The sequence below is a fragment of the Paenibacillus sp. LjRoot56 genome (genome assembly GCF_964253335.1).
GTDB classification, from domain to species: Bacteria; Bacillota; Bacilli; order Paenibacillales; family NBRC-103111; genus Paenibacillus_E; species Paenibacillus_E allorhizoplanae.
Genome location: NZ_CAXURV020000001.1, coordinates 2,444,802 through 2,465,992, shown reverse-complemented (window position 1 = coordinate 2,465,992; position 21,191 = coordinate 2,444,802). Strand labels below are relative to the sequence as shown.

Annotated in this window: 19 protein-coding genes; 1 reads left to right on the top strand and 18 read right to left on the bottom strand. The window is 44.1% G+C overall.

Going from position 1 to position 21,191, the window contains the following annotated elements; translation table 11 throughout:
• Positions 1-17 precede the first annotated feature (17 nt).
• From ACSQ8O_RS11100 to ACSQ8O_RS11040, 13 genes are all read right to left on the bottom strand, one after another.
• Positions 18-2,210: a helix-turn-helix domain-containing protein gene (locus ACSQ8O_RS11100; protein ID WP_436241604.1), complete on the bottom strand. Its 2,193-nt coding sequence runs from the start codon at positions 2,208-2,210 to the stop codon at positions 18-20.
• A gap of 116 nt (positions 2,211-2,326) precedes the next feature.
• The gene (locus ACSQ8O_RS11095; RefSeq protein WP_436241603.1) at positions 2,327-3,496 is read right to left on the bottom strand and encodes a mandelate racemase/muconate lactonizing enzyme family protein; all 1,170 of its coding nucleotides are present in this window, start codon (positions 3,494-3,496) and stop codon (positions 2,327-2,329) included.
• The gene (locus ACSQ8O_RS11090; RefSeq protein ID WP_436241602.1) at positions 3,493-4,404 is read right to left on the bottom strand and encodes a dihydrodipicolinate synthase family protein; all 912 of its coding nucleotides are present in this window, start codon (positions 4,402-4,404) and stop codon (positions 3,493-3,495) included. The genes ACSQ8O_RS11095 and ACSQ8O_RS11090 overlap by 4 nt, the downstream gene beginning before the upstream one ends.
• Positions 4,405-4,437: 33 nt before the next feature.
• The gene (locus ACSQ8O_RS11085; protein ID WP_436241601.1) at positions 4,438-5,904 is read right to left on the bottom strand and encodes an aldehyde dehydrogenase family protein; all 1,467 of its coding nucleotides are present in this window, start codon (positions 5,902-5,904) and stop codon (positions 4,438-4,440) included.
• Positions 5,905-5,945: 41 nt separating this feature from the next.
• Complete coding sequence (locus ACSQ8O_RS11080) at positions 5,946-7,463, bottom strand: extracellular solute-binding protein (RefSeq protein ID WP_436241600.1); 1,518 nt, start codon at positions 7,461-7,463, stop codon at positions 5,946-5,948.
• 59 nt (positions 7,464-7,522) lie between these two features.
• A complete protein-coding gene (locus ACSQ8O_RS11075; protein ID WP_436241599.1) occupies positions 7,523-8,404 on the bottom strand; it encodes a carbohydrate ABC transporter permease in 882 nt (293 codons plus the stop codon).
• 16 nt (positions 8,405-8,420) lie between these two features.
• Positions 8,421-9,356, bottom strand: a complete 936-nt coding sequence (locus ACSQ8O_RS11070; protein ID WP_436241993.1) for an ABC transporter permease — start codon at positions 9,354-9,356, stop codon at positions 8,421-8,423.
• 301 nt (positions 9,357-9,657) lie between these two features.
• Positions 9,658-10,125 (bottom strand): YhcH/YjgK/YiaL family protein, encoded by a 468-nt coding sequence (locus ACSQ8O_RS11065; RefSeq protein ID WP_436241598.1) that lies wholly within the window; start codon positions 10,123-10,125, stop codon positions 9,658-9,660.
• Between the two features lie 56 nt (positions 10,126-10,181).
• Positions 10,182-10,928 carry a sulfite exporter TauE/SafE family protein gene (locus ACSQ8O_RS11060; protein WP_436241992.1) on the bottom strand — a complete coding sequence of 249 codons (747 nt, stop codon included), beginning with the start codon at positions 10,926-10,928 and terminating at the stop codon, positions 10,182-10,184.
• A 39-nt stretch (positions 10,929-10,967) separates the two neighbouring features.
• On the bottom strand, positions 10,968-11,870 hold the full coding sequence (locus ACSQ8O_RS11055; protein WP_171628543.1) for a nitrilase-related carbon-nitrogen hydrolase: 903 nt from the start codon (positions 11,868-11,870) through the stop codon (positions 10,968-10,970).
• Between the two features lies 1 nt (position 11,871).
• Complete coding sequence (locus ACSQ8O_RS11050; RefSeq protein ID WP_056623829.1) at positions 11,872-12,651, bottom strand: amino acid ABC transporter ATP-binding protein; 780 nt, start codon at positions 12,649-12,651, stop codon at positions 11,872-11,874.
• Positions 12,652-12,663: 12 nt separating this feature from the next.
• Positions 12,664-13,314 carry an amino acid ABC transporter permease gene (locus ACSQ8O_RS11045; protein ID WP_056623832.1) on the bottom strand — a complete coding sequence of 217 codons (651 nt, stop codon included), beginning with the start codon at positions 13,312-13,314 and terminating at the stop codon, positions 12,664-12,666.
• A gap of 30 nt (positions 13,315-13,344) precedes the next feature.
• Positions 13,345-14,223 (bottom strand): transporter substrate-binding domain-containing protein, encoded by an 879-nt coding sequence (locus ACSQ8O_RS11040; RefSeq protein WP_436241597.1) that lies wholly within the window; start codon positions 14,221-14,223, stop codon positions 13,345-13,347.
• A 273-nt stretch (positions 14,224-14,496) separates the two neighbouring features.
• Between ACSQ8O_RS11040 and ACSQ8O_RS11035 the strand changes: the two genes are divergently transcribed.
• Positions 14,497-16,086, top strand: a complete 1,590-nt coding sequence (locus ACSQ8O_RS11035; RefSeq protein WP_436241596.1) for a PucR family transcriptional regulator — start codon at positions 14,497-14,499, stop codon at positions 16,084-16,086.
• Here the strand turns inward: ACSQ8O_RS11035 and ACSQ8O_RS11030 are convergent.
• From ACSQ8O_RS11030 to ACSQ8O_RS11010, 5 genes are all read right to left on the bottom strand, one after another.
• The gene (locus tag ACSQ8O_RS11030) at positions 16,081-16,695 is read right to left on the bottom strand and encodes a fumarylacetoacetate hydrolase family protein (protein ID WP_436241595.1); all 615 of its coding nucleotides are present in this window, start codon (positions 16,693-16,695) and stop codon (positions 16,081-16,083) included. The two genes, ACSQ8O_RS11035 and ACSQ8O_RS11030, sit on opposite strands and share 6 nt — an antisense overlap.
• A 21-nt stretch (positions 16,696-16,716) precedes the next feature.
• Positions 16,717-17,481 (bottom strand): hypothetical protein, encoded by a 765-nt coding sequence (locus tag ACSQ8O_RS11025; RefSeq protein ID WP_436241594.1) that lies wholly within the window; start codon positions 17,479-17,481, stop codon positions 16,717-16,719.
• A 54-nt stretch (positions 17,482-17,535) separates the two neighbouring features.
• Complete coding sequence (locus tag ACSQ8O_RS11020; RefSeq protein ID WP_436241593.1) at positions 17,536-18,459, bottom strand: FTR1 family iron permease; 924 nt, start codon at positions 18,457-18,459, stop codon at positions 17,536-17,538.
• Positions 18,460-18,549: 90 nt separating this feature from the next.
• Complete coding sequence (locus ACSQ8O_RS11015; RefSeq protein WP_056623849.1) at positions 18,550-20,040, bottom strand: copper amine oxidase N-terminal domain-containing protein; 1,491 nt, start codon at positions 20,038-20,040, stop codon at positions 18,550-18,552.
• 53 nt (positions 20,041-20,093) lie between these two features.
• The gene (locus tag ACSQ8O_RS11010) at positions 20,094-21,182 is read right to left on the bottom strand and encodes a hypothetical protein (RefSeq protein ID WP_436241592.1); all 1,089 of its coding nucleotides are present in this window, start codon (positions 21,180-21,182) and stop codon (positions 20,094-20,096) included.
• Positions 21,183-21,191 lie beyond the last annotated feature (9 nt).

Sequence of the window (21,191 nt, the reverse complement as noted above, 5' to 3'; positions counted from 1 at the left end):
TGGTTAACATGGTTAACTTAGGTGTCACGATATTGACCAGGTGTCATCCCTGTAAGCTTTCGAAATGTCCGGATAAAGCCAGTGGAATTAGCATAATTAAGTCGCTCGGCTATTTCCGAAATCTTCATATCTGTCTCTTTCAGCCATTTCTTCGCCATGTTTACCCGATAGTTGGTTAAATAATCAATAAAAGTAACGCCTGTCTCCTTCTTAAAAACACGACTTACATAAACAGGATGATATTTAAGCTTCGCGGCACACGATTCAAGTGAAATATCCTGCTCGAATCCTTCATGAATCATTGTAAGCATTTGATGCGCGAGGTTGATATATTGCGAATCTGCCCGTCCTTTGAAGAAGGCGAGTGCTGGTGGCAGCAAATCGGTCTTAAACCAGGACGTAATATCTTGTACAGTGTTCAACTTCATAAAAGAATGGAGCACGGATTTCGTATCAATTAAGCCTTCCAATTTACCGCCTTGCTGCTGGACTAAGCCATGAATCTCAGTAATCAGTTCAATCATCACAAATTGAAAATCGTTAAACCGGATCTCTCTTTCCATGATCAACGCAACGTATTTATCAAAATGTTCAAACGTAGATGTTGAATCACCTGTTTTTAATGCGTTTACGAGATAATCTTCCAAATAATTCAGCGATGCTGCGAGATGTTTGCTGTTCTCATGAACCGTTTCAATATCATCATAATGAATGATGATGTCACTCCCCAGACGAATCCTTCGCTTCAGCGCTTCCAAAGCCTCTGCATGTGCATTCATGGCATCCGTGTATCGGGAAAATACGCGACTGATACCGATGCTCACTTTCAGCTGAAGCAGCTCGTGCACCTTATCTTTAATTTCCTCCGCCGCTTGGTGAAAACTCACTTGCAGTTCCTGCAGATCTTCAACATCCCCAGTAAGCAGGGATACCTGAGACTGATCCAGCAATAAGGAACCAAGCAAACGATTAGCTGGCAAAAGCTCACTGACGATGTTATGAATAGCAAATAACAGCAATTCCTTATCGCTTTCCATGTATCTTGTATCCTGAAGAGAATCGATCTGCAGCGCAATCACACCCATGGGCTTCCCTTTTTCCGCGAAGCCATAGGTTTCACACTTGAAAGCAAATTCGCTCTCCGTCACCTGTCCCATGAACAGTTTCAACAGGAAGAACTCTTTCATCTGTCCCGTTTGACCTTGAAGCTGCTGTTGAAACTGCTTCCGTGTCCGGAATAACGCATTAAATCTATCCTCGATATAAGCAAACTCATCTTTCCTGCGAGACTCTGTCGTTTCGCCGCCGAACTGTTCCATCGTCTGAAATAAACGTCGGATCGGAGAATACATCCGTCTACTCACGTAGAATGCGGCAGATGCAATCACAAGGAAGACGATCAAGCAGACATTAATTGTAACGAGTGCAATCTTCTTGGATTCCATCGTCACTTGATCAATGGAAACGACGGAAGCATAAATCCAACTATTGGACGATACTCTGTAATTCACAGCTGTATTTTTGCCTTCATAATAGCCGTTAGCATCTGTCACTTTTTTCAAAGGCTCCAGGATCGAATCGGAAATGTAATCTGCTCCCGCGTTACTTAAGAATGGGATGTGCTCGCGGTTCAGTACGTAGATGTCTCCCAACTGCTTCGTTTGGGCTAACCCTTTTTCCAATTCCGTCTTCGACATTTCTATGATCAGTAATGCTTTCGGAGCTGCTGACGGAGCAATCATGGGGAGCTTTACAATCATCCGAATCCCATATTCGTCTGCTAACCAGAATAAATTTTTGGGATTTTTTGCGTAATCTTGCAAAAGGTTTTTATCGGAATAATCCGCCGTATGGGTGAATCCTAAATTGCTGATCATCCAGTCCTTTTCCAGGTTAATGAGGTGGGTGTCAGCTACGCCCGATAAAGAGTGCAAGTTATATAAACCCTTGGCAAGGCTTGTAATCGTTTGGAAATCATCCTGTGTCAACGCATTGTAGAGGTTGTCTGTTACAAGCGGTGAATTTAAATATTGCACGGCACCCATTTCTACATTTTTCAATACTTGCTCAATTCTCATCTCGTTCTGCAGCAAAATTTGGGAATTGCTTTCTTTAACCTTTTTCTCTATATCTTGGGAGGAAATATGATAAGAAATCATTCCGATTGTCGTGACTGGAATGGCAACCAGCAGCATAGCGAATAGGATCATGCGATATAAATAGGTGGGCAATGTTATTCCTCACTTCTGTTTACTTTCGTTTCAATGACCCTTATTATATCAAAACCAGCCGTCCGGTGTGAATGTGCGGACGGCTGCTTGCATGTTTACTTCTTGGTTTGCGAGGTACGATCCTGAAGTTGATGAACGGATACGTTCCCCCAGCTTAGGTCATCCACGCGGTATTTGTTGATTTGATCCCAGTCTAGCTCCATACCTAGACCAGGCAAGTCACGTCCCGGAACAAGAAGATATCCGTTCTCGTATTGAACTGGACTTTTAACAATATCGCCAATATACAATTCAGGTCCAGTCGGATCTGATGTATAGTTCAAATTCACAAGCGAGCTTCCCAGATGTGCCATAGCAGCTGTTCCTACAGACAGCTCCTGCGTTGTACCAATCAAGCACGATTTCCCGGCGACTTCCGCTGCTGCTGCTGCTTTCCTAGCAGCAGTAATTCCACCGATAAAAATAGGCGAAATATTAAAAATATCGATAGAATCGTGCTTAATCATTTCGGACTGCTGACGGAAGCTCCATACATGCTCGCTTACTGGGTACTCCGTGTTCATTCGGTAATGATGAAGTCCCTCGAAATCATTCTGAACAGCTGGGCTCTCCACCATCTGGAAATCATATTGCGACAATCGCTTCGTGGCCTTCAACGCCGATTTCCAGTCCAATAAATGGCTGAAGTCCAGCGATTTAATCGTCACTTTCGATCCAAATTCCTGCTTTACGCCAGCCAAAAATGCTTCATCGGCATCTAAGTTTTTTCCAACATAGAGTCGGAATGTATCAAACCCTTTACTAAGTCTCTCGCGAACAATCGCCAAATTTTCTTCTACCTCTTCCATGAAGCGATGTCTGAAAATTGGGTAACAGACTTTAATTTTCTCTTTGATTCTTCCGCCAATAAATTCAGCTACGGAAATACCTAGCGATTTCGCACAAAGATCGTGTAAAGCTGCATCAATCCCATTACGGATAAAATTACCCTTCTCGTAATAAAACATCGTTTCTGGAAAATTGCTGAGCAGCTCCTTATTGAGCAGTGAAATATCAAATGGGCTCTGGCCTAATAGGATGGACTTGAGCACCACAGCCATGTCCTGAATGTCTAATGAATAATGAGGAAGATGAGAGAAGTCCGACATTTCACCAATACCTGTTAATCCGTTATCCGCATCAATCTCCACGATGACATGCTTGCAGACAAACCCTGTATTACGCGGCATTGCGATAACCGTAAGTCTAAGATCTGAAATTTTCATGTTGTTAGCAGCCCCCATGCGTTTAGTAAATTCGTTACTTCCTTCTTATCCGCTTCATTCAAAGGTTCTACAGGTTCGCGCGTGACGCCGGCACGAAGTCCCAACTGTTCCATCGCTTCCTTTACAGCAACCACATTGTTACCGGCATTATATTTGGCACGCAAGTTCTCAAAAGGCAGAACATCTTCCCACAGTCTCCATACAGTAGGCCAATCTTGATCTCGTAACGCTTGCAGCATCCCTTGCGAGATACTGGGATTTACATTGATTAAGCCCGATGTAAATCCTTTTGCGCCTGCATTGTAGAAGTAAGGTGCCCACTTTTCAGCTGTCCCGCAGATCCAAGCGATGTTGTAGTCTGCGCTGATCTTGCGCACCGTTTCGGTAAAACGCGGAAGATCGTTGATCGCATACTTCACACCCACGCATTTATCCAACGGTGCTAAGCTAAACAAGATATCGTCCGAAACATGAGCATCTTTCAAATAAAGGATGGACGGAATATCCAAGCTTTCAATCACATTACGGTAATAGGACACCGCACCTGGCGTCGTGATGTAAGGATGAATGGGTTGATGGATCATCACACAATCTGCACCAACCTGCTGAGCATGCTTACCAAGCTCTACGGCGGTTTCAACGGAATATCCGATACCAGCCATAACAATGGCACGATGATTTACGATTTCTACGACCCGTTTGGTTACTTCCTTCGCTTCTTCCAGCGTTAACGCATAGAATTCGCCCGTGTTTCCGCAAGGCACAATCACTTCAGTACCATTCGCCAGTAAGAACTCAATATTCGCTTCCAGTCCTTCCCAGTCAATGCGGCGCGTCTCTTCATCAAAAGGTGTAATGTTAATAGCCGAAATCGTTTCCAGCCTTTTACTGAATGCAGCATAATCCATCTGGGTTCTCTTCCTTTCGTTTCACTCCAACTACTATGGTGTAATCACTACCGTTTTGACCTGTGTGAAAAACTCGATTGCCGCTCTTCCTTGTTCTCGAGAATACGAACTTGAAAGCTTCATACCACCAAAAGGAGCCTGCGGTTCCACACCAGCGGTTTCACCGTTCACCTTAATCAAGCCAGCCTCAATTCGATTCACAAAGTGATGAATATGCTTTTGATTTTGTGTGAAAACTGCCGCAGCCAAACCATAACGTACGCTATTAGCTAAATCGATTGCATGATCGAGATGATCGGCCTCGTTAATCACTAAGACTGGCCCAAAAATTTCCTCTTGTGCGAGCGTGGATTGCGGGTCGACATGATCTAGAATCGTAGGCTCAATATAGTACCCATTGGCAAATTCGCCTTCCGTCTTCGCTTTACCACCAGCAAGAACTTGAGCTCCTTCCCGGATACCGATTTGGATAAAGTTAAGAATCGACTCATATTGACGCTTAGATACTACAGGTCCAAGATAACAATCGTTTTTCAGCGGATTAGACAACTTAATACGGTTCGCCCGCTCAATTAACAATGAGGTCAATTGTTCCTTCACCGACTTCTCAACAATCACGCGGCTAGTAGCCGTACACTTCTGACCCGCAGATCGCATAGCAGCGCTAATGATGACATCTGCCGCTCTTTCCAAATCGGCATCCGCAAGTACAATTGTCGCGTTTTTCCCGCCCATTTCCAATTGATACTTCGCATGACGGGACGATGCGGCTTGCGAAACTTGCTTGCCTACGCTATCCGAGCCCGTGAATGAAATTCCTGTCACATCAGGATGATCCAGAATGCTCTGTCCGACAACGGATCCTGAGCCGCTTACAAGCTGGACGACGCCTTTCGGCAGGCCGCTCTCTTCCAATAGCTGCATGAGCTTTGAAGCTGTAATCGTCGAATGCTCTGCAGGCTTCCATACGACTGTATTACCAAATATTAGAGCTGGCGCCATCTTCCAAACTGGAATAGCGACAGGAAAATTCCAAGGTGTAATAAGACCAACGACCCCAAGTGGTACCCGAGTCGTATATAAGTGTGATCCCCCGTCTGTGGAAGGCAATACCTCGCCAATGCTGCGGAGACCTTCACCTGCGTAATAGCGGAACAGCACGACAGCGCGGTTAACTTCACCTCTTGCCTCGCCGATCGGTTTACCCATCTCTACTGTGAGAAGTTGTGCCAACTCTTCTAGATGATCTTCTAGCTTCTGAGCTGCTTTAAATAAAAAATTAGCTCGTTGCGTTCCTGACAAGCTGGACCAATTCGGTAGTGCTTCTTTAGCGCCTTGAACCGCTTGGTCAACATCTTCCTTACTCAATTGAAGGCTGCGTCCAACTAACAACTCAGCATTCAGGGGACTGAAATGATCTTTAGAAGGGCGGCTGCCGGGTTCTACCCAGCAGCCATTGATATAAGCGGTTTTATCGATGACATTTACATTTGTAAGCATGTACTCACTCCGTCTCTCAGACTCTATATTTATGGATCACTCTATTTTTTCTGCTTAGCGTATTCTGCCGTGTACTCAGCAATGACCTTCTCGCCGCCTGCTTTCATCCATTTATCAAGTTCAGCCTGCCAGCCAGCGTCATCGATTTTACCCATAATGTATTTGGTTTGAGCGTCACGAATCATGTTATCGAGCTCAACGCCTTTTTCAGCGTAGGTCTTCGAATTAAATGTCAGGGCCACATTCGGAACGACACTTTTCAGATTATCCTGAGCGATCTTCGAACCTTTTGCTTGTAACTCGTTTTGCTTCAACGGAAGTCCTTTTCCTGCTGTTTCGAATGACGGCAAGCTATCACGGTACGGTTTAACTTCAAGGTTGAACAATGTCAAATCTTTAATTTGTCCTTTGCCATCCTCGGTTTTGGTAAAGTGCTTGCCTTCAACCCCTCTTGTCAGAAGCGTTGACATTTCAGCATCTAGCAGCTTATCGAAGAAGCCTAACAGGCGTTTCAGTTCCGCTTCCGTCTTCACGCTCGATTTAGGAAAAAGGAAGAAACCGTTGTTTCCAGACTCTGCCGGAACTTTAAGTCCAGATGGACCTTCAAATGGTACGACATCTACTACAGCGCTTGGCGTTGATTTCGAAACATTATCAAAAGAAAGTGCAGCAGCTGTTGCTACCGTGTTAACACGAATACCAACTTTACCAGCATTCCATTTATTATCGGAATCCGCTGTTTGCACGATGGAGAAATCCTGGTTAATTAATTTCTCAGTATACAAACGTTTCAATAACTTCAAAGAGTCCATATACGGCTTCGTCATAAATTCAGCTACGATTTTACCATTTTCAACCCCCCATTTATTAGGCGCCCCATTCGGAACAGATAGACGAGTTAAAAAGCTGCTGCTAAGAACTGGATCGTTATAGTTTTTATCCAAGAAGAAGCCGTACGTATCCGCTTGGCCATTCTTATCAGGATCTTTTTCTGCCACTGTTTTGGCCATGTTGTACCAATCGTCTAGTGTAACTGGAGGCTTTAAGCCGAGCCCACTAAACCAGTCTTTACGGTAGATGATACCTGCACGTCCTATGTCACGGTATAACGGCAGCCCGTATAGCTTGCCATCCACTTTAATGTTGTCGTAATACATCGGACTAAGCTCCGATAAATTTTTGTAATCCTTTAATAAAGGGCCAATTTCCCAGAACAAGCCGGACTGGATGGCATTTAGGGTCGAAGCGTTAGCTTTCACTTTAAAAGCTTTCGGCATTTCGCTAGAAGCAATCATGATGTTCTTCTTGTCTTCAAAAGCAGCATCTGGAATCCATTGAATATCGATTTTGGCATTCGTATATTTCTCTATCGCCAGCTCGATATCGCTGCCCTTTTTAGGCGCTTCCCCTACCTGCGGCGTAGCAATGGTTACCTCTAGTGGTGTGTTATCCACCGTTTTTTCTTCTTTCTTCGGATCTGTGCTGTTTCCACAACCTGCAAGTGTACCTGTTGTCAACGCGATGGAGCAAAGTAAAGCCATATACCTTTTTTTCATCATTCTTACCCCTCCATGATTATGAATAATATGGTACATATGCAAAGATGAACCATAATAGGTTATCCCTTTACCGAACCTAATAAAACGCCTTTCGCAAAATGCTTCTGTAAGAATGGGTAGACGAGAACAATGGGTATTGTCGCGACCACAATTGAAGCCATCCGAATCGTTTGTGGCAAATAATCTGTCGGATCGGACTGCGAGGTCGAATCGCCAATTTTATCTTGAGACATGAGCACAATTTGCCTAAGCACAACCTGTACGGGCCATTTCTCAGAATCGTTGATATAAATAACAGCATGGAAGAACGTATTCCAATGTCCCACTGCGTAAAACAGTCCGAAAGTCGCCATAGCTGGCATGGACAAGGGTAGCACGATTCTGAATAAAGTCCCGATATCATTGCAGCCATCAATTCTCGCAGCATCTTCCAATCCATCTGGAATTTGCTGAAAAAAGTTTTTTAGAACGATTAAGTTAAATGCACTAATGGCTGTTGGAATCATAAGAGACCAATACGAACTAATCAGGCCAACCGATTTGACGACGAAGTAGGTCGGGATCATACCGCCACTGAAAAGCATCGTAATCAGGATTAGTAACATGAAGGTTTTACGCCCACGCAACGTGGCTCGAGCCAATGGATAGGCTGTAAACGAAGTGAGTATAAGATTGATCAATGTTCCTAAAACGGTTACATAAATCGATACTCCGATGCTTCTAATCATGGTGTCCGTTGAAAAAATGTATTTATACGCACTAAGCGTAAATTTAGTAGGTATCAAAAGCAATCCACCTTTGACAACCTCTGAAGGAGCTGCAAAAGATACCGAAACAATATAGACAAACGGTATAATCGTGATCAAGGAAACAAGTGTTAATAACGCATAGTTAACCCAATCGAATACTTTATTGCTTAATGTCTTATCATTCGTTGGCATTGTATATCTCCACCTCCTAGTAAACGCCTTCTTCGCCAAATTTCTTCGCAAGTTTGTTCGCCCCAAGTACAAGTACCAACCCCACTACTGATTTGAACAAACCAACTGCGGCACTGTAACTATATTGCGCCTGTGTCAAACCCTTCATATACACATAGGTATCGAACACTTCGCCTACTTCACGGTTCATCGAGTTCAGCATAAGGAAGATATGCTCAAAGCCCGTATCCAAGAAGCTGCCCAATCTTAGAATAAACAGAATCACAATCGTACTTCGGATCGCAGGTATCGTTATATGCCAGAGTTGGCGCCAGCGACCAGCCCCATCCATCCGAGCAGCCTCATACAATTGCAAGTCGACGCCAGACAAAGCAGCTAAGAAGATAATCGTCCCCCAACCAGCTTCTTTCCAAATCGATTGCGCAATAATCATGGGTCTAAACCATTCTTCACTTAGCATAAATGGGATTTTCTCAAACCCGAATTGTGCTAGCAATTCATTAACGACGCCACCTTCAGTCGTAAATAACACATAAAATATACCTACAGCAACTACCCAAGAAATGAAATGCGGCAAATAGAGCAATGTTTGGACGATTCGTTTGAACATCTCTCTTCGCGCTTCATTAATCATAAGAGCTAATAGGATCGGAAGCGGAAAAAAGAAGACTAAATTATAGATGGCTAACAACAAAGTATTTCGAAACAGTGACCAGAATTGGGGCTCCATAAAAAATCGTTCAAAATGTTTAAAGCCAACCCATGGACTGTTTATAAATCCGGTAAAAGGCTTGTAGTCCTGAAACGCCATGACCAGACCAAGCATCGGAACATATTTGAATACGACAAAATATAAGATCCCGGGAAACAATAGTAGATACATCCATCGATCTCTTATGAGATCTCGCACTAGCTGTGATCGTTTAAATGAGCTTAATCGAGCTCTTTGCATTTGTGCTTCCAAGGGTTGCGGCACTCGACTTCCTCCTGACTGGTATGTGTTTGGCTTCCCTCGTATCATAAGTTATGAAATGAATATCAGGCTATCGTACTCATTTAACTTCTTTTTCTCAACCTTGAAAACCCTTACATGACGGGCGTTTAGCGGATGTGTAACCTTCAAGTAATCATTCTTTGCTGTCATCGTAATGATTTAGCTATTCACTTCATTCCGTTGTATCGCACAAAAAAGCCCAGTAAATTAACAATCTAATTTACTGGGCTTCGTTATGAACTTTTCCGGTACTATAGCATTAATTATGGACTATCACCTTCAACAAGGCCTTTCTAACATATTCGGACTTAGTCCCCTTGCACCAAGGCCTGTGAATATCTGATGGCATAAAAATGGCGAACTGCCCTGGACATAGCGTCAACTCCATCTCATTTTCCGCACCATGGAAAAAGGTATGATCGTCAATGGCTGGACTCACCTCAACCGGGTGATTCTCCTCGCAATCCCGAGCAAAGCCAATGGTCTCTGATCCGGCAAGGATATAGTGAATATCCATATATCGTTGATGTCGCTCTGGCAATGCCTCTGAGAAGGGGATCGTTGCTGTCGTTTTCACGACCAGATAAGTACCGTCTTCTCCCACAGGATATACCCCATCCTCGATTTCATCGAATGAACACGTAGACAGGTAGTCCAGCTTCTGCGCAAGCCGCTCAGAGAATAACCATTTATCCTCTGACCACTTGTGGAAATCTCCTAAGATCAAGTGTGGTCCCTCCTAGCCAATATGACAGTTTCAAACGAGTGAAATCCTCATGCATCCTATGTTTTCACCAGCATCAATAACGCCCCCGCTATCGGCGTCATAATCATCGCCGAGCGAAGCAGCAGCTTCGGAGCTCTCTTCGTAAATTTTGCCCCAATATAAGAACCGATCATCGTCCCCGCAACAACTTGTGCGAGCAATACAAAGTCCAAGAATCCAGCTTGGAAAAAACCAATCGACCCGAACAAAGCGATGGGTAGAATAACGACCATTGTCGTCCCCACCGCTTGTCGGAGTGGAAACCCGAATAAAATAAGCAGTGCCAGCTGGATGAATGGTGTAGATCCAATCCCAAAAACCCCAGAGAGTGAACCCGTTACTATACCCGTCAACGCCGCTAATACCCAGAACTTTACTTGCTTTACTTCAACAGATTCCTCAGCAAGCATCCGCTCTTTGGCAGAAAATATCTTACTTGTTCGAAGCCAAATAAGAAGTCCAGAGACGAACAACATACCACTCGTTAGCCAGATCAGCTGATCGGCTGCAATCATGCGAGCCACAAAGGTTCCGGCATACGCACCACCCGCTCCGAAGGCCCCGATAATGAGGCCTGAGCGAAGCCTAGCATTCCCTTCTCGGAAATGACTGATTGAACCCGATAAAGTTGTAAAAACCATCGCTGCAATTGAAGTACCAAGCGCTGTATGAACAGGGACATGGAACACGGCTAGAAGAATCCCAATAATAAAGCCAGAGCCCCCCGTCCCTGCAAAGCCTAAGATCATCCCCATCAGAAGCATGGTTAATAGAATGTCCACATTCGCCAACTACTTTCTCATTCAGGTTGTTTGAAAGGCATATTGTTGATAGAAAGAAGGCCGCATATCAGTACGATTCCGATTATGTCCATTTTCTCGAATGTATTTCAAGTAATCTAGATTAATATCTCCGACGACAACCATCTCCACATTCGCTTCCCCTTGGCTGACAATCGCATTCGGTGTGCCAATCATCGGTTGAATCGGTGAGTATATGCCGCTTTTACCCGTGAATGTAAATCCATAAGGAATATGCGTTGGGAACGGAATCGATCCGATCATATGACTATTCACCACATACACCTGATTCTCCGAAGCTCTTGCCTGAGCGAATAGAATATTGCGGCTTTGCCCCCACTCATCGAGACAACAAGTCGGTGCGAGGATAATATCAGCCCCCATTTGACTAAGGATACGCGCCACTTCGGGAAACGAGTTATCGTAGCAGATGGAGATACCATAGGTCACACCATTTATTTCGAAAACATCCAGCTTATCGCCAGGTGTGGTCAATTCTTTGTTATACACCATTTCATAGGAAGGATGAATCTTGTTCTGTTCAAAGACAGCGCCGCTAGCTGTGAAGACATACGCTGTATTGTAATAGCATTTACGATCCGGCTGATAGGCGAAATGTGTCCCCGCAGCGAGTGTGATTTGATACTCTTTGGCCAAATTGGCACATAATTGCTTGATCGCTGCTGTGTATTCCTTGCCAAACCACTCGAAGATTTTCGTGACATCCTCCGTACTCTTGATGTCAAAATGGTGCAGCGTGAGCAGCTCAATCGCGAAAAACTCAGGCAATAAGAGCAGCTCCGCCCCTTGTGCTACGGCTGATTCAACGTGCCAACGAACATGATCCTCAAAGTCTTTCATTGATCTTAGCTTCTTGGCCCGAAACTGGCTGCTGGCAATCTTCATCTTAGTTAACTCCTCTCAGTTCGACCTCATGGGTGATCTTGCGCATGAATTGGTTCATCCTTGCATTTTTCATATGAAAGACTTCATCTGGCTTCCCGCTCATCGTAATTTGACCATCCTCCATAAAAAGAACGCGATCAGATACGTTGCGAGCAAAATTCATCTCATGTGTCACGACGACCATCGTCATGCCCTCTTTCGCAAGCTTGACCATGATATCGAGCACTTCATGGACTAATTCAGGGTCAAGTGCGGACGTCGGCTCGTCGAACAAAATAACCTTCGGTTCCATGGCCAAAGCTCTTGCTATCGCCACACGCTGTTGTTGACCACCCGATAAATTAGCGGGATACTCATTTATTTTCTCTTGTAAGCCAACCTTTTCAAGCAGCTTAATCGCTTTGGCTTCTGCTTCTTTACGTGGAACCTTTTTCACAATACGCGGTCCCTCGGTTACGTTATCCAGTACGGTTTTATTCGGCCATAGATTAAATTGCTGAAAGACCATGCTGACCTCCGATCGAAGCCAGGTCAATTTCATGTACGATTGCAGCGTTAAGCGTCCGCGAGCGTTCGTCTTATATTCGGCTTTACGCGTATCCACGTAAATCTCCCCTGAGGTCGGTACCTCCAGCAGGTTCATACAGCGTAGCAATGTGCTTTTCCCCGCACCGCTCGGTCCAATAATCGAGACAACCTCACCCTCTCGAATTTCGAGATTGATTTGATCCAGTACCTTTTTCTCATGAAATTGTTTATTTAGTCCACGAATATGAATCATATCTCATGCCTCCTACCTTTTCGCAATACGCAGCTTCTTTTCGATGAAGAATTGCAGCAACATGATCGAACTGGTCATGGTTAAGTAGATTACTCCTGCCACACCCAGCGTCTCCATGACACTGTATGTACTGTTATAAGCTCGTTGTGCGCCAAGCATTAAATCCGGCACGGTAACAATGGATACGATGGCTGACTCTTTCAGCATGATGACACAGTTATTAATATAAGGTGGGGTTAGCAGTCTAATTGCTTGCGGAATGGTGATGCGAATCATCTTCTGAAAAGGGTTCATCCCGATCGAATCCGCTGCCTCTAATTGACCTCGATCCACGGACATGATGCCTGCTCGAATGATCTCTGACTTAAAGGAAGCGGAATTGATCGACATGGCCGCAAGCCCTGCGACAAACGCAGGAAGCTTGAGACCGAATGGTGTGGCATAATACAACCAGAATAGCGTAAGCATTAACGGGGTTCCTCGAAATACCCATACATAAACGAAGGCAATGCCGCGAACTACACTGATACTGGAAAGCCTCATAAGAGCAATAAAGTAGCCAAGTATTGTTGCGCACAAGATGGCTAGTATGGAGATTTTGAAAGTCGTCAGCGCCCCCTCTAAATAGAGGGGCATATAATTGGATACAATTTCCCAGTCCATGCCAATCACTCATTTTCTGTTTATTTTAGGTTACTTCGGAAGCGGTGCCCCTACCCATTTGGTAGCGAGTTTATCGATAGTTCCGTCCTTCATCTTCTCATCAATCAGACTATCAATAATTGCCTTCAATTCGGGTTCATTTTTACGCATACCTACTCCCATGTTTTTCACTGCTGCAACATTACCAACCAACTTAAGTGGCTTATCGCTCTTATCATTCTTGATGTAATCATTCGCTGCAATGTTGCCAACTGCGTAAAGGTCGATTCGACCTGCTTTTAGATCTGTGAATGCTTCCGCGTTCCCTGGGTATTCCTTCAGCTCTTTGAAACCACCGAATTCCTTAATCACGGTATGTGTTGCTGAACCGCCAATTACGCCTGTAATCAGACCACTCAGCTTTGTTACATCCTCTACTTTGGTCGTATCCTTCAACGTCACAGCTACCGTGCCGTCTTTGCCATAAGGAATGGAGAAATCAATACTCTTCTTTCTCTCATCCGTCTCCGAAAGAGCTGACATCACGAGATCGAATTTCCCTGCTACGAGACCTGGGATTAAGCCTGCGATATTTCCTGGCACAAACTCAATCTTGACGCCAAGTTTCTCTGCAATCATTGTACCGATGTCGATATCTAGTCCTGTGATCTGGCTTTGTTCATTCATGAAGGTCATTGGACGGAAGTTTCCGCTTGTTCCAATCACGAGCTTGCCATTCTTTTTAATTTGTTGAACCGTTTGAGAAGTTGCTGGCGCGCTTGTGGCTGCCACTGCGGGTGTAGGTGATGCTGCTGCTTGATCTGTAGGTTTAGCAGATGTACCTGTTGTCGTTGCCTTACTTCCACAAGCGGTAACTAACAAAAGCGATGCAATAACCAAGCCCTTACTCATCCATTTACCATGTTTCATTTTCCTCAGCTCCCCGTAATGTATATTGTCTTTATATGTTAGATTATATATCACAACAATTAGGTTTACACTAGAGTTGCTTCACAAATCTATCATGATTCCATTGTGAACCATTCACAAAGATTCTGCTCTCATTACGGTAATATTCAACGATTCATTCTACTTTCCCTCTATATACGAAAGATTTTTTTAGTAATTTCTACTAAGTTTGTTCTTTCCTCCGCCTTCATTTTATGTTAGCTTTATTAACATAACAATTGAGGAGGTTAGGCCATGAATGGAATCAGTGTGAATGAATTAATCGCTCATAAACCTTTCCTATTTGGAGAAGATCCTATCATAAGTGGCGCCAAGGGCTTAAACCGTCGCATTACCAATGTGAATGTGATGGAAGTACCGGATGTTTTCAACTGGGTAAGGCATGGCGATCTCCTCCTCACCACCGCATACTCCATTAAAGATAACCCCAATGCTCAGAATGAGCTGATTCCCAAACTTGCTGCAACAGGAATAGCCGCTATCGGTATCAAAACCAAGCGGTATCTCGAAACAGTTCCAGAAGAAATGGTTACTCTTTCTAATGAATATGGGCTGCCCATCTTGGAGCTGGCCTATCAAATCGGCTATTCCCAGACCATTTCGGAAGTGCTTGAGGAAATTCTCAACCAGAAAACGAACTGGCTCATGGAACAGCATCATAAGATACAGTTGCTTACCAGTACGCTAATTATGGGCGAGAACAGCAAAACCTTCATTGAGACATTTTCCAAGAGTACAGGTTTGCAAGCTGCCCTGATTACCTATGAATCTGACATGTATGCCACTGATCCCGCGTTTAGGAAGGAATGGCCTGATGCCAGACACCTTCGGCCCGTTGCACCGCATTCATCTACCACAGCGCTGCCTTCTTATTGGCTCGACGATGACACAACCACAATTTATTTGCCGATTGAGAAAAATAACGAAACGATGGCTTACTTTGTCTGTTGGGGTTGTAAGGACGGGGAATGGGAGCCGTTGCAGTTCCTGCTTCAGCATACGGTTAACTTACTAACCCTGCACCTCAGCAAACAACATTCGCTGCGCAGTTTAGAGGATAATCAGAAAGATCTTTTTCTCAAAACCTGGATCCTAGGTGAAATTACTGATCCACAGGCCATAGCGCTGCAGGCTGCATCATGCGGACTTCAGCTGCAAACTAGCTACAATGTTTGTCTAACCTCACCGCTCCCACCTTTTTCATCAAGAGAACTCATGAATGTGAAAGCTTACTGTATTCTTCAAGGCATTGTCTTACTTTCTATGGGGAATGAATGGGTTTTCCTTATTCCAAAGCCGTTGGCTAATCAGAAAAACGCCTATCAGAAGCTCCAATCAGAGCTCCATAAATATTTGAAACAACCTGGCATTCGTCTTGGCATCAGCAGTATGAAGGGACTGTCCGACATACACGAGGGATACAAAGAAACCGTAACCGCACTAGAACTCTGGGACTTCATTCAGCCCCATGAAACGCTATGTTACTACGACCAACTCGGTATGTACTCGATTGTTCATGTACTTTCTGATCAAGAATCCATCAAAAAACAGCTATTTCAGTATATTCAGCCCCTATACACGTTCGATAAAGAGAATAACGCTAAGCTTGTTGATACGTTAAATACTTACTTGCAATTCGGCGGCAACATTAAGGAAACCGCAAAGGCTTCTTACTGCCATTACAACTCCATTGTCTATCGACTAGAAAAAGTTCAAAACTTATTAGGGGTTGATTTGAAAGACCCTGATATTCGTTTCCAATTGCAAATGGCGGTAAAAGTATTCGCTTTTTCCACAAAAAAAGGAACTATGATGGGCTCATAGTTCCTTGTGAATCGTAAAGTGATGATTGCCTAACTGCGGACTCTTCATCTCAACGACATCGCCAATTTGACAAGTCATTGGATTCGACGGTGTCCCTGTTAAGATGATATCCCCCTTACATAAGGTTGTCATGCGTGAAATATGCGAGATCAACCAGTTCGAAGAGAATAGCAGGTTCACTGTATGATCTTTCTGAATAAGATTGCCATTCACCCACATTTCGAGATCAACCTGATGTGGATCTGCAATAGAAACCATCTGGCCAATCGGGGTCATCTGATCAAACATCTTGAATCTTCCCGTATCAAAATGCGCGCTCGCCGTAATATCATTAGCAATTGCATATCCCGCGACAATGGAGGCTACATCCTCTTCCGCAATATTTCTGGCTTCTTGACCGATAATGACCGCCATTTCCACCTCGCAGATGAACTCCGTAAGCTGTGGTGGCAAATAAATATCGTTCTCTACTGTTAAGCTTTGCGGAGACTTGATAAAGAGAAAGGGATCCTCCTCATGGGTGATCCCTTTTTGAGCGCGAAAAGCTTTAAAATTCGGTCCCACACCAATGATTTTGCGTGTTTCTTTCAAGTACGCTTGGATATTCATGAGAAGCTCCCCTTTATTTCTCTAATCCTTTAAATCCCGAAGTCGGTCGTTTTTTTGCTGAACAGATCGCATTAAATCGACGTTAACATCCTTATCCTCAGCGAAGCTGATGAGTGCGTTAACATCTTTGGGCAGGCATTTGCCGCCATAACCGCGATCATCCTCATAGACAAATGTATGACTTCGCCCGATTCGAGGGTCCTCGAGCCAAACTTCACGCAATTCATTGTAATCAATGCCGTAAGCACCAGCGACATCATAAAACTCGTTGCAAAATGACACCTTCAGCGCAAGGAAGCAATTCTCCATGTACTTCGCCATTTCGGCTGTACGAGCATCTGTCAACCGTATTCTCACTTCCGCATTATACACCTGCTGATACGCACGGATTACAAGGCTAGCATCAGCAGATGCGCCTCCCAGCGTAAGCCACGTACGGTGACGCAAGTCTGCAAAATGATGATCCACCGTTTCCCCGTAATATTCAGGCTGGAAAACGATTCTCTTCCTTGTGCGTTCCTTCATCTCATCCGTAAAGCCAACTGGCACGGTCGAACGAATAACAATCACTTCAGATGTCAGCCACACAATAACTTCTTCCACAATAGATGTATCGCATTTACCATTCGGAAGCGAGGGCGTCGGAACACAAACAAACACCATGTCACAAGCGTTCACCTCATCTTGGCTGCCCTTCTGTAGAGGTCCATCATATATAACAGCCTTGGGAAATAAAGCATGAATCGCTTTGCCTACATGGCCATATCCAACAATTCCTATCTTCATCGTTATCCTCGCTCCTCATGTTGATAATCAATTTATAGTCGATTCCCCTATGTATTACGCTGCCACTTTATCTTCTTGGATCTGTTGCTGTTCCTGACGCTTCTTCTGAACAGCTAGAAGAATGAATACTAAGAAGTAATATCCCCAGTAACCCACGAACTCTTCCAGTGAAGGATTCTGCGTATAACCAAGGAAAGCTTTAAAGAAAATACCGACTTGGCCGTTAATAAGCGGCTCTTTTCCATAATCACGCAGATATTGCACACCGTCAATAGGGTGTTCTGGCATAAAGGCCGTAATATTATAAATTTCAGCTATCTGGTGTCCTGCTGTTCGATATAGGCTGCCTATAATTCCTAAATCCTGCATAATCCCAATCGCCTGAACAAACAGCCCAGCCGAAATCATCATCAGGAACACTGCAGTTATGCGGAAGAAAGTACTTAAACGTATTTTCTTCGTACCTTTGAAAAAGAGAAGGCCCACCACTGCGGCTAGCACCAGACCGAATAAAGCTCCCCAGCTTTCAAGCGCTTTCTGAATGTCGCCACCCGTAATAGCAGCGAAGAAGAATACCGTCTCCACGCCTTCGCGCACAACAACCAAGAAGGAATGAACAACCATATTAATGGCGCCGCCAATGGTCAATATATGAGCAACCTTGCTCTGAACCTTGCCTTGCATCTCACTGCTTTGCTTCCCCATGAACATAATCATATGTGTCAATAAACCAGATGAGACGAGCATAATCCCGATCTTCAAATAATTCTGACTACCCATACTTGCAAAACCAGTTAATAAAACCTGGAAAGCAAGAGCCAAGCCGTAACTGACAACTATGGCGAAAAACACGCCAACCCATACCCATTTATGCCAATGGATCGCATCAATTCGAGTCAAATAAGTAAGGATGACACCTACAATGAGAATGGCTTCCAGTGCTTCGCGAAACGTAATGAGAAATGCCTGTAAATCCATGATCTGCCTCCTGTTCTCTTTCCTTGCATCTGAACATCGAAAAACACTTGTGCTTATACAGCACAAGTGTCTCCCTTCTGAACGAGATGATTAACGAAGAATGATGATCTCACCATTTTGATAGAATACGCCATAACTGAACAACTCAGCTACTGCACGCAATGGGATGAATGAACTGCCGTTTTGAAGAACAACCGGCTGATCCAATTTAACTTTCTCGTTTACTTTACCATTCTCAACAACTTGATCGGAACCAGCTTTGATTTCTGTTTTCTTGCCATCTTTCGTGATCACGATCGTTTGCGTTGCTTCAACCCATTCAACTTGCGCATTAATCGCTTGAGCAATAACTCGAACCGGCACTAACGTACGGCCGCTTTCTTGATTAACGAACGGAGCATTCTCAGCTGTGAAAGCAGCGCCATTTACTTTATATCCTTTGTCGTTCACTTTTAAGCTGGAACCATCTTTGTCAACGAGGAATTTTACGATGTCAAAGATAGCTGCGTTCGTAGCGGCTGCATCGGATTTATCAACAGCTTCATTTAATTTCGTAGCTGCAACACTTGCAGCTGCAAATTTCTCTTTACCCAAGAACACTTCTTGGCTAGCAAGGAACATCGTACCTTCAGCAACATATCCGCGTGCACCTTGTAGGTCTCCAGCTTCTTGTTTAACTAGAATTTGGTTAAGGTATTCAGATACTTTACCGATCATCGTACGTTGAAGTGCATCGCCAATTTCAGCTTGTTTGATTTTGCTAGCATCGCCAGAAGCAAAGGCATTCTTAACGAAATCAGCGTCAGCAGGGCTTCCGCCTTTAAGGTAAGTGTATACAGGCATAAACAGGAAGTAACCTTCTGTGATCGCTTTTGATTGGTCAGCTGCCGCAGCCAATCCAACGTTTTCTGCGTATGTATATGTTGCAAGCGCATAGTTTTTAATCAATGTTTTGTCAAGAATTTGACGGTGGAAGTTAAAGTCATTCAAATTGTTATCTTTGATATCTTTTTGAATTAGCTCAATTGTTGTTTTCAAAAGTGGTACCATGTTCAAGCTATACTTCGTATCACGTTTTACAACGTTAGCTTGTAAAGCACCTTCATAAATTTGAACGACTTTATCGAAAGCAGCCGTCGCGCCAGCGATGTCACCCTTGGTCAACGCAGGACGTACTTGGTTACTCATCAAATCACGAAGTGCGAAGAAGTAATACCATTGCAATCCTTTATCGATTGCTTCTTTCGCTGGACCAACTGGCAAATCACCTTTAATGGCAGCATCCAAAATAAGTAAGATATTGGCATCCATTTTAGGGTCATCTGCTTTGATGTTGACATCCAGTCGTTTAACATCTGTTTGGAACTTATCAACATATAATTTCTTAATATCAGCAAGGACGGCTTTATCTGTTTTATCTGTGAAAAGTGCTTTAATATCTGTGAACGATTTAAGGCTAGCGGAGATCGTTTGATCTTCTTTGATTTGGAATTTAGTTTCTGCAAAAGCAACGGATGTTACTGTAACAACGCTTGATAGAGCGATTGAAGCACTTAATACTACTGATAAAAATTTACGCATGATAAGTTTCTCCTCTATTCATCTCAATTTTTTGGTTGACCTAACGGTTACAGTTAAATCCACTTTCTTTTGCGAGCGAACCATACGGCCCCGCCTAATACAATGATGACACCACCAATGACACCTACACTGACCCATGGATTCGTTTTGTCTGAGCGTTGCATCGGTGCATGAGCGGCTGCTTCTTTCACAGGCTCAGCTTTCACGGCTGTGCTAGTTGTCTCCGTAGCTTTAGCGGGTACTTCTACTGTTGCAGTAGGCTTAGCCGCTTCAGTCGTCGGTGTTGGACTTGCTGATGCTGATGCAGACGGCTCAGGAGAACTTGTCGCAACCGTCGCAGCTGCGTCTGGCGCCTTCGTCTCTGCCGGTTTGGCCTCCGTCGTTGCAGCAGGCTGTTCTTGCTTAGGACTAACTTCCACCTTCACAACGGGCTCTGTCTTTGTCGTCTCTACCGGTTTAACGGTAGGCGTCGGCGTACTTGTGGCAGCTGGTGCTGGTGCACTGTAAGCTTTATAAGGAAATAGCGGCTTTACCTTACCAAAGATAAAATCAACCTTCTCCTTAAATACAGCAGGCTGCACTGGCTTCTTCCCAACGCCGAACAATCCTGGATTACCTAATGCATCAAGAGCAGCGTCAAATGACTTATCAATTTCCGCTTTGCCCGATCCTATGTAAGGCTCTAGGGTATCATAGGTTGCCTTGGCTTTGGCCAATAGCAGCTTTGCACCCGCATAGTCATCAATACCCTGTTCAGCATAGTTAAAACGACGATCTAAGTTCATGACAAGTACAGCTTTGAAATTCGCAATAACTAATTTATTATCCTTTGCTTTGAAATTAGCATCTAACGTAGTTCCGACCTCTTCACCAAAGTGTGCTATAATTTCAGCTCTTCGCTCTTTGTAGGCACCTTCTGCTGCTCCCCAGTCATTCGCACCATCACCAATACTGGTTTGCACCAGTTTAAAAGTTTCAGCGACATCTTCGGTATTCGCGTCACCGTAAGAATAGGCCAGCGCGGAAGTCGGCAGTATGAGTAATGCCGCAAACACAAGAGTCAATCCGGCTAGTAGCCATCTTTTCATATCTTCACCTCTGCTATGAATTTGATTCTCAATGTCATTGATAATGATAATCATTGTCCATTT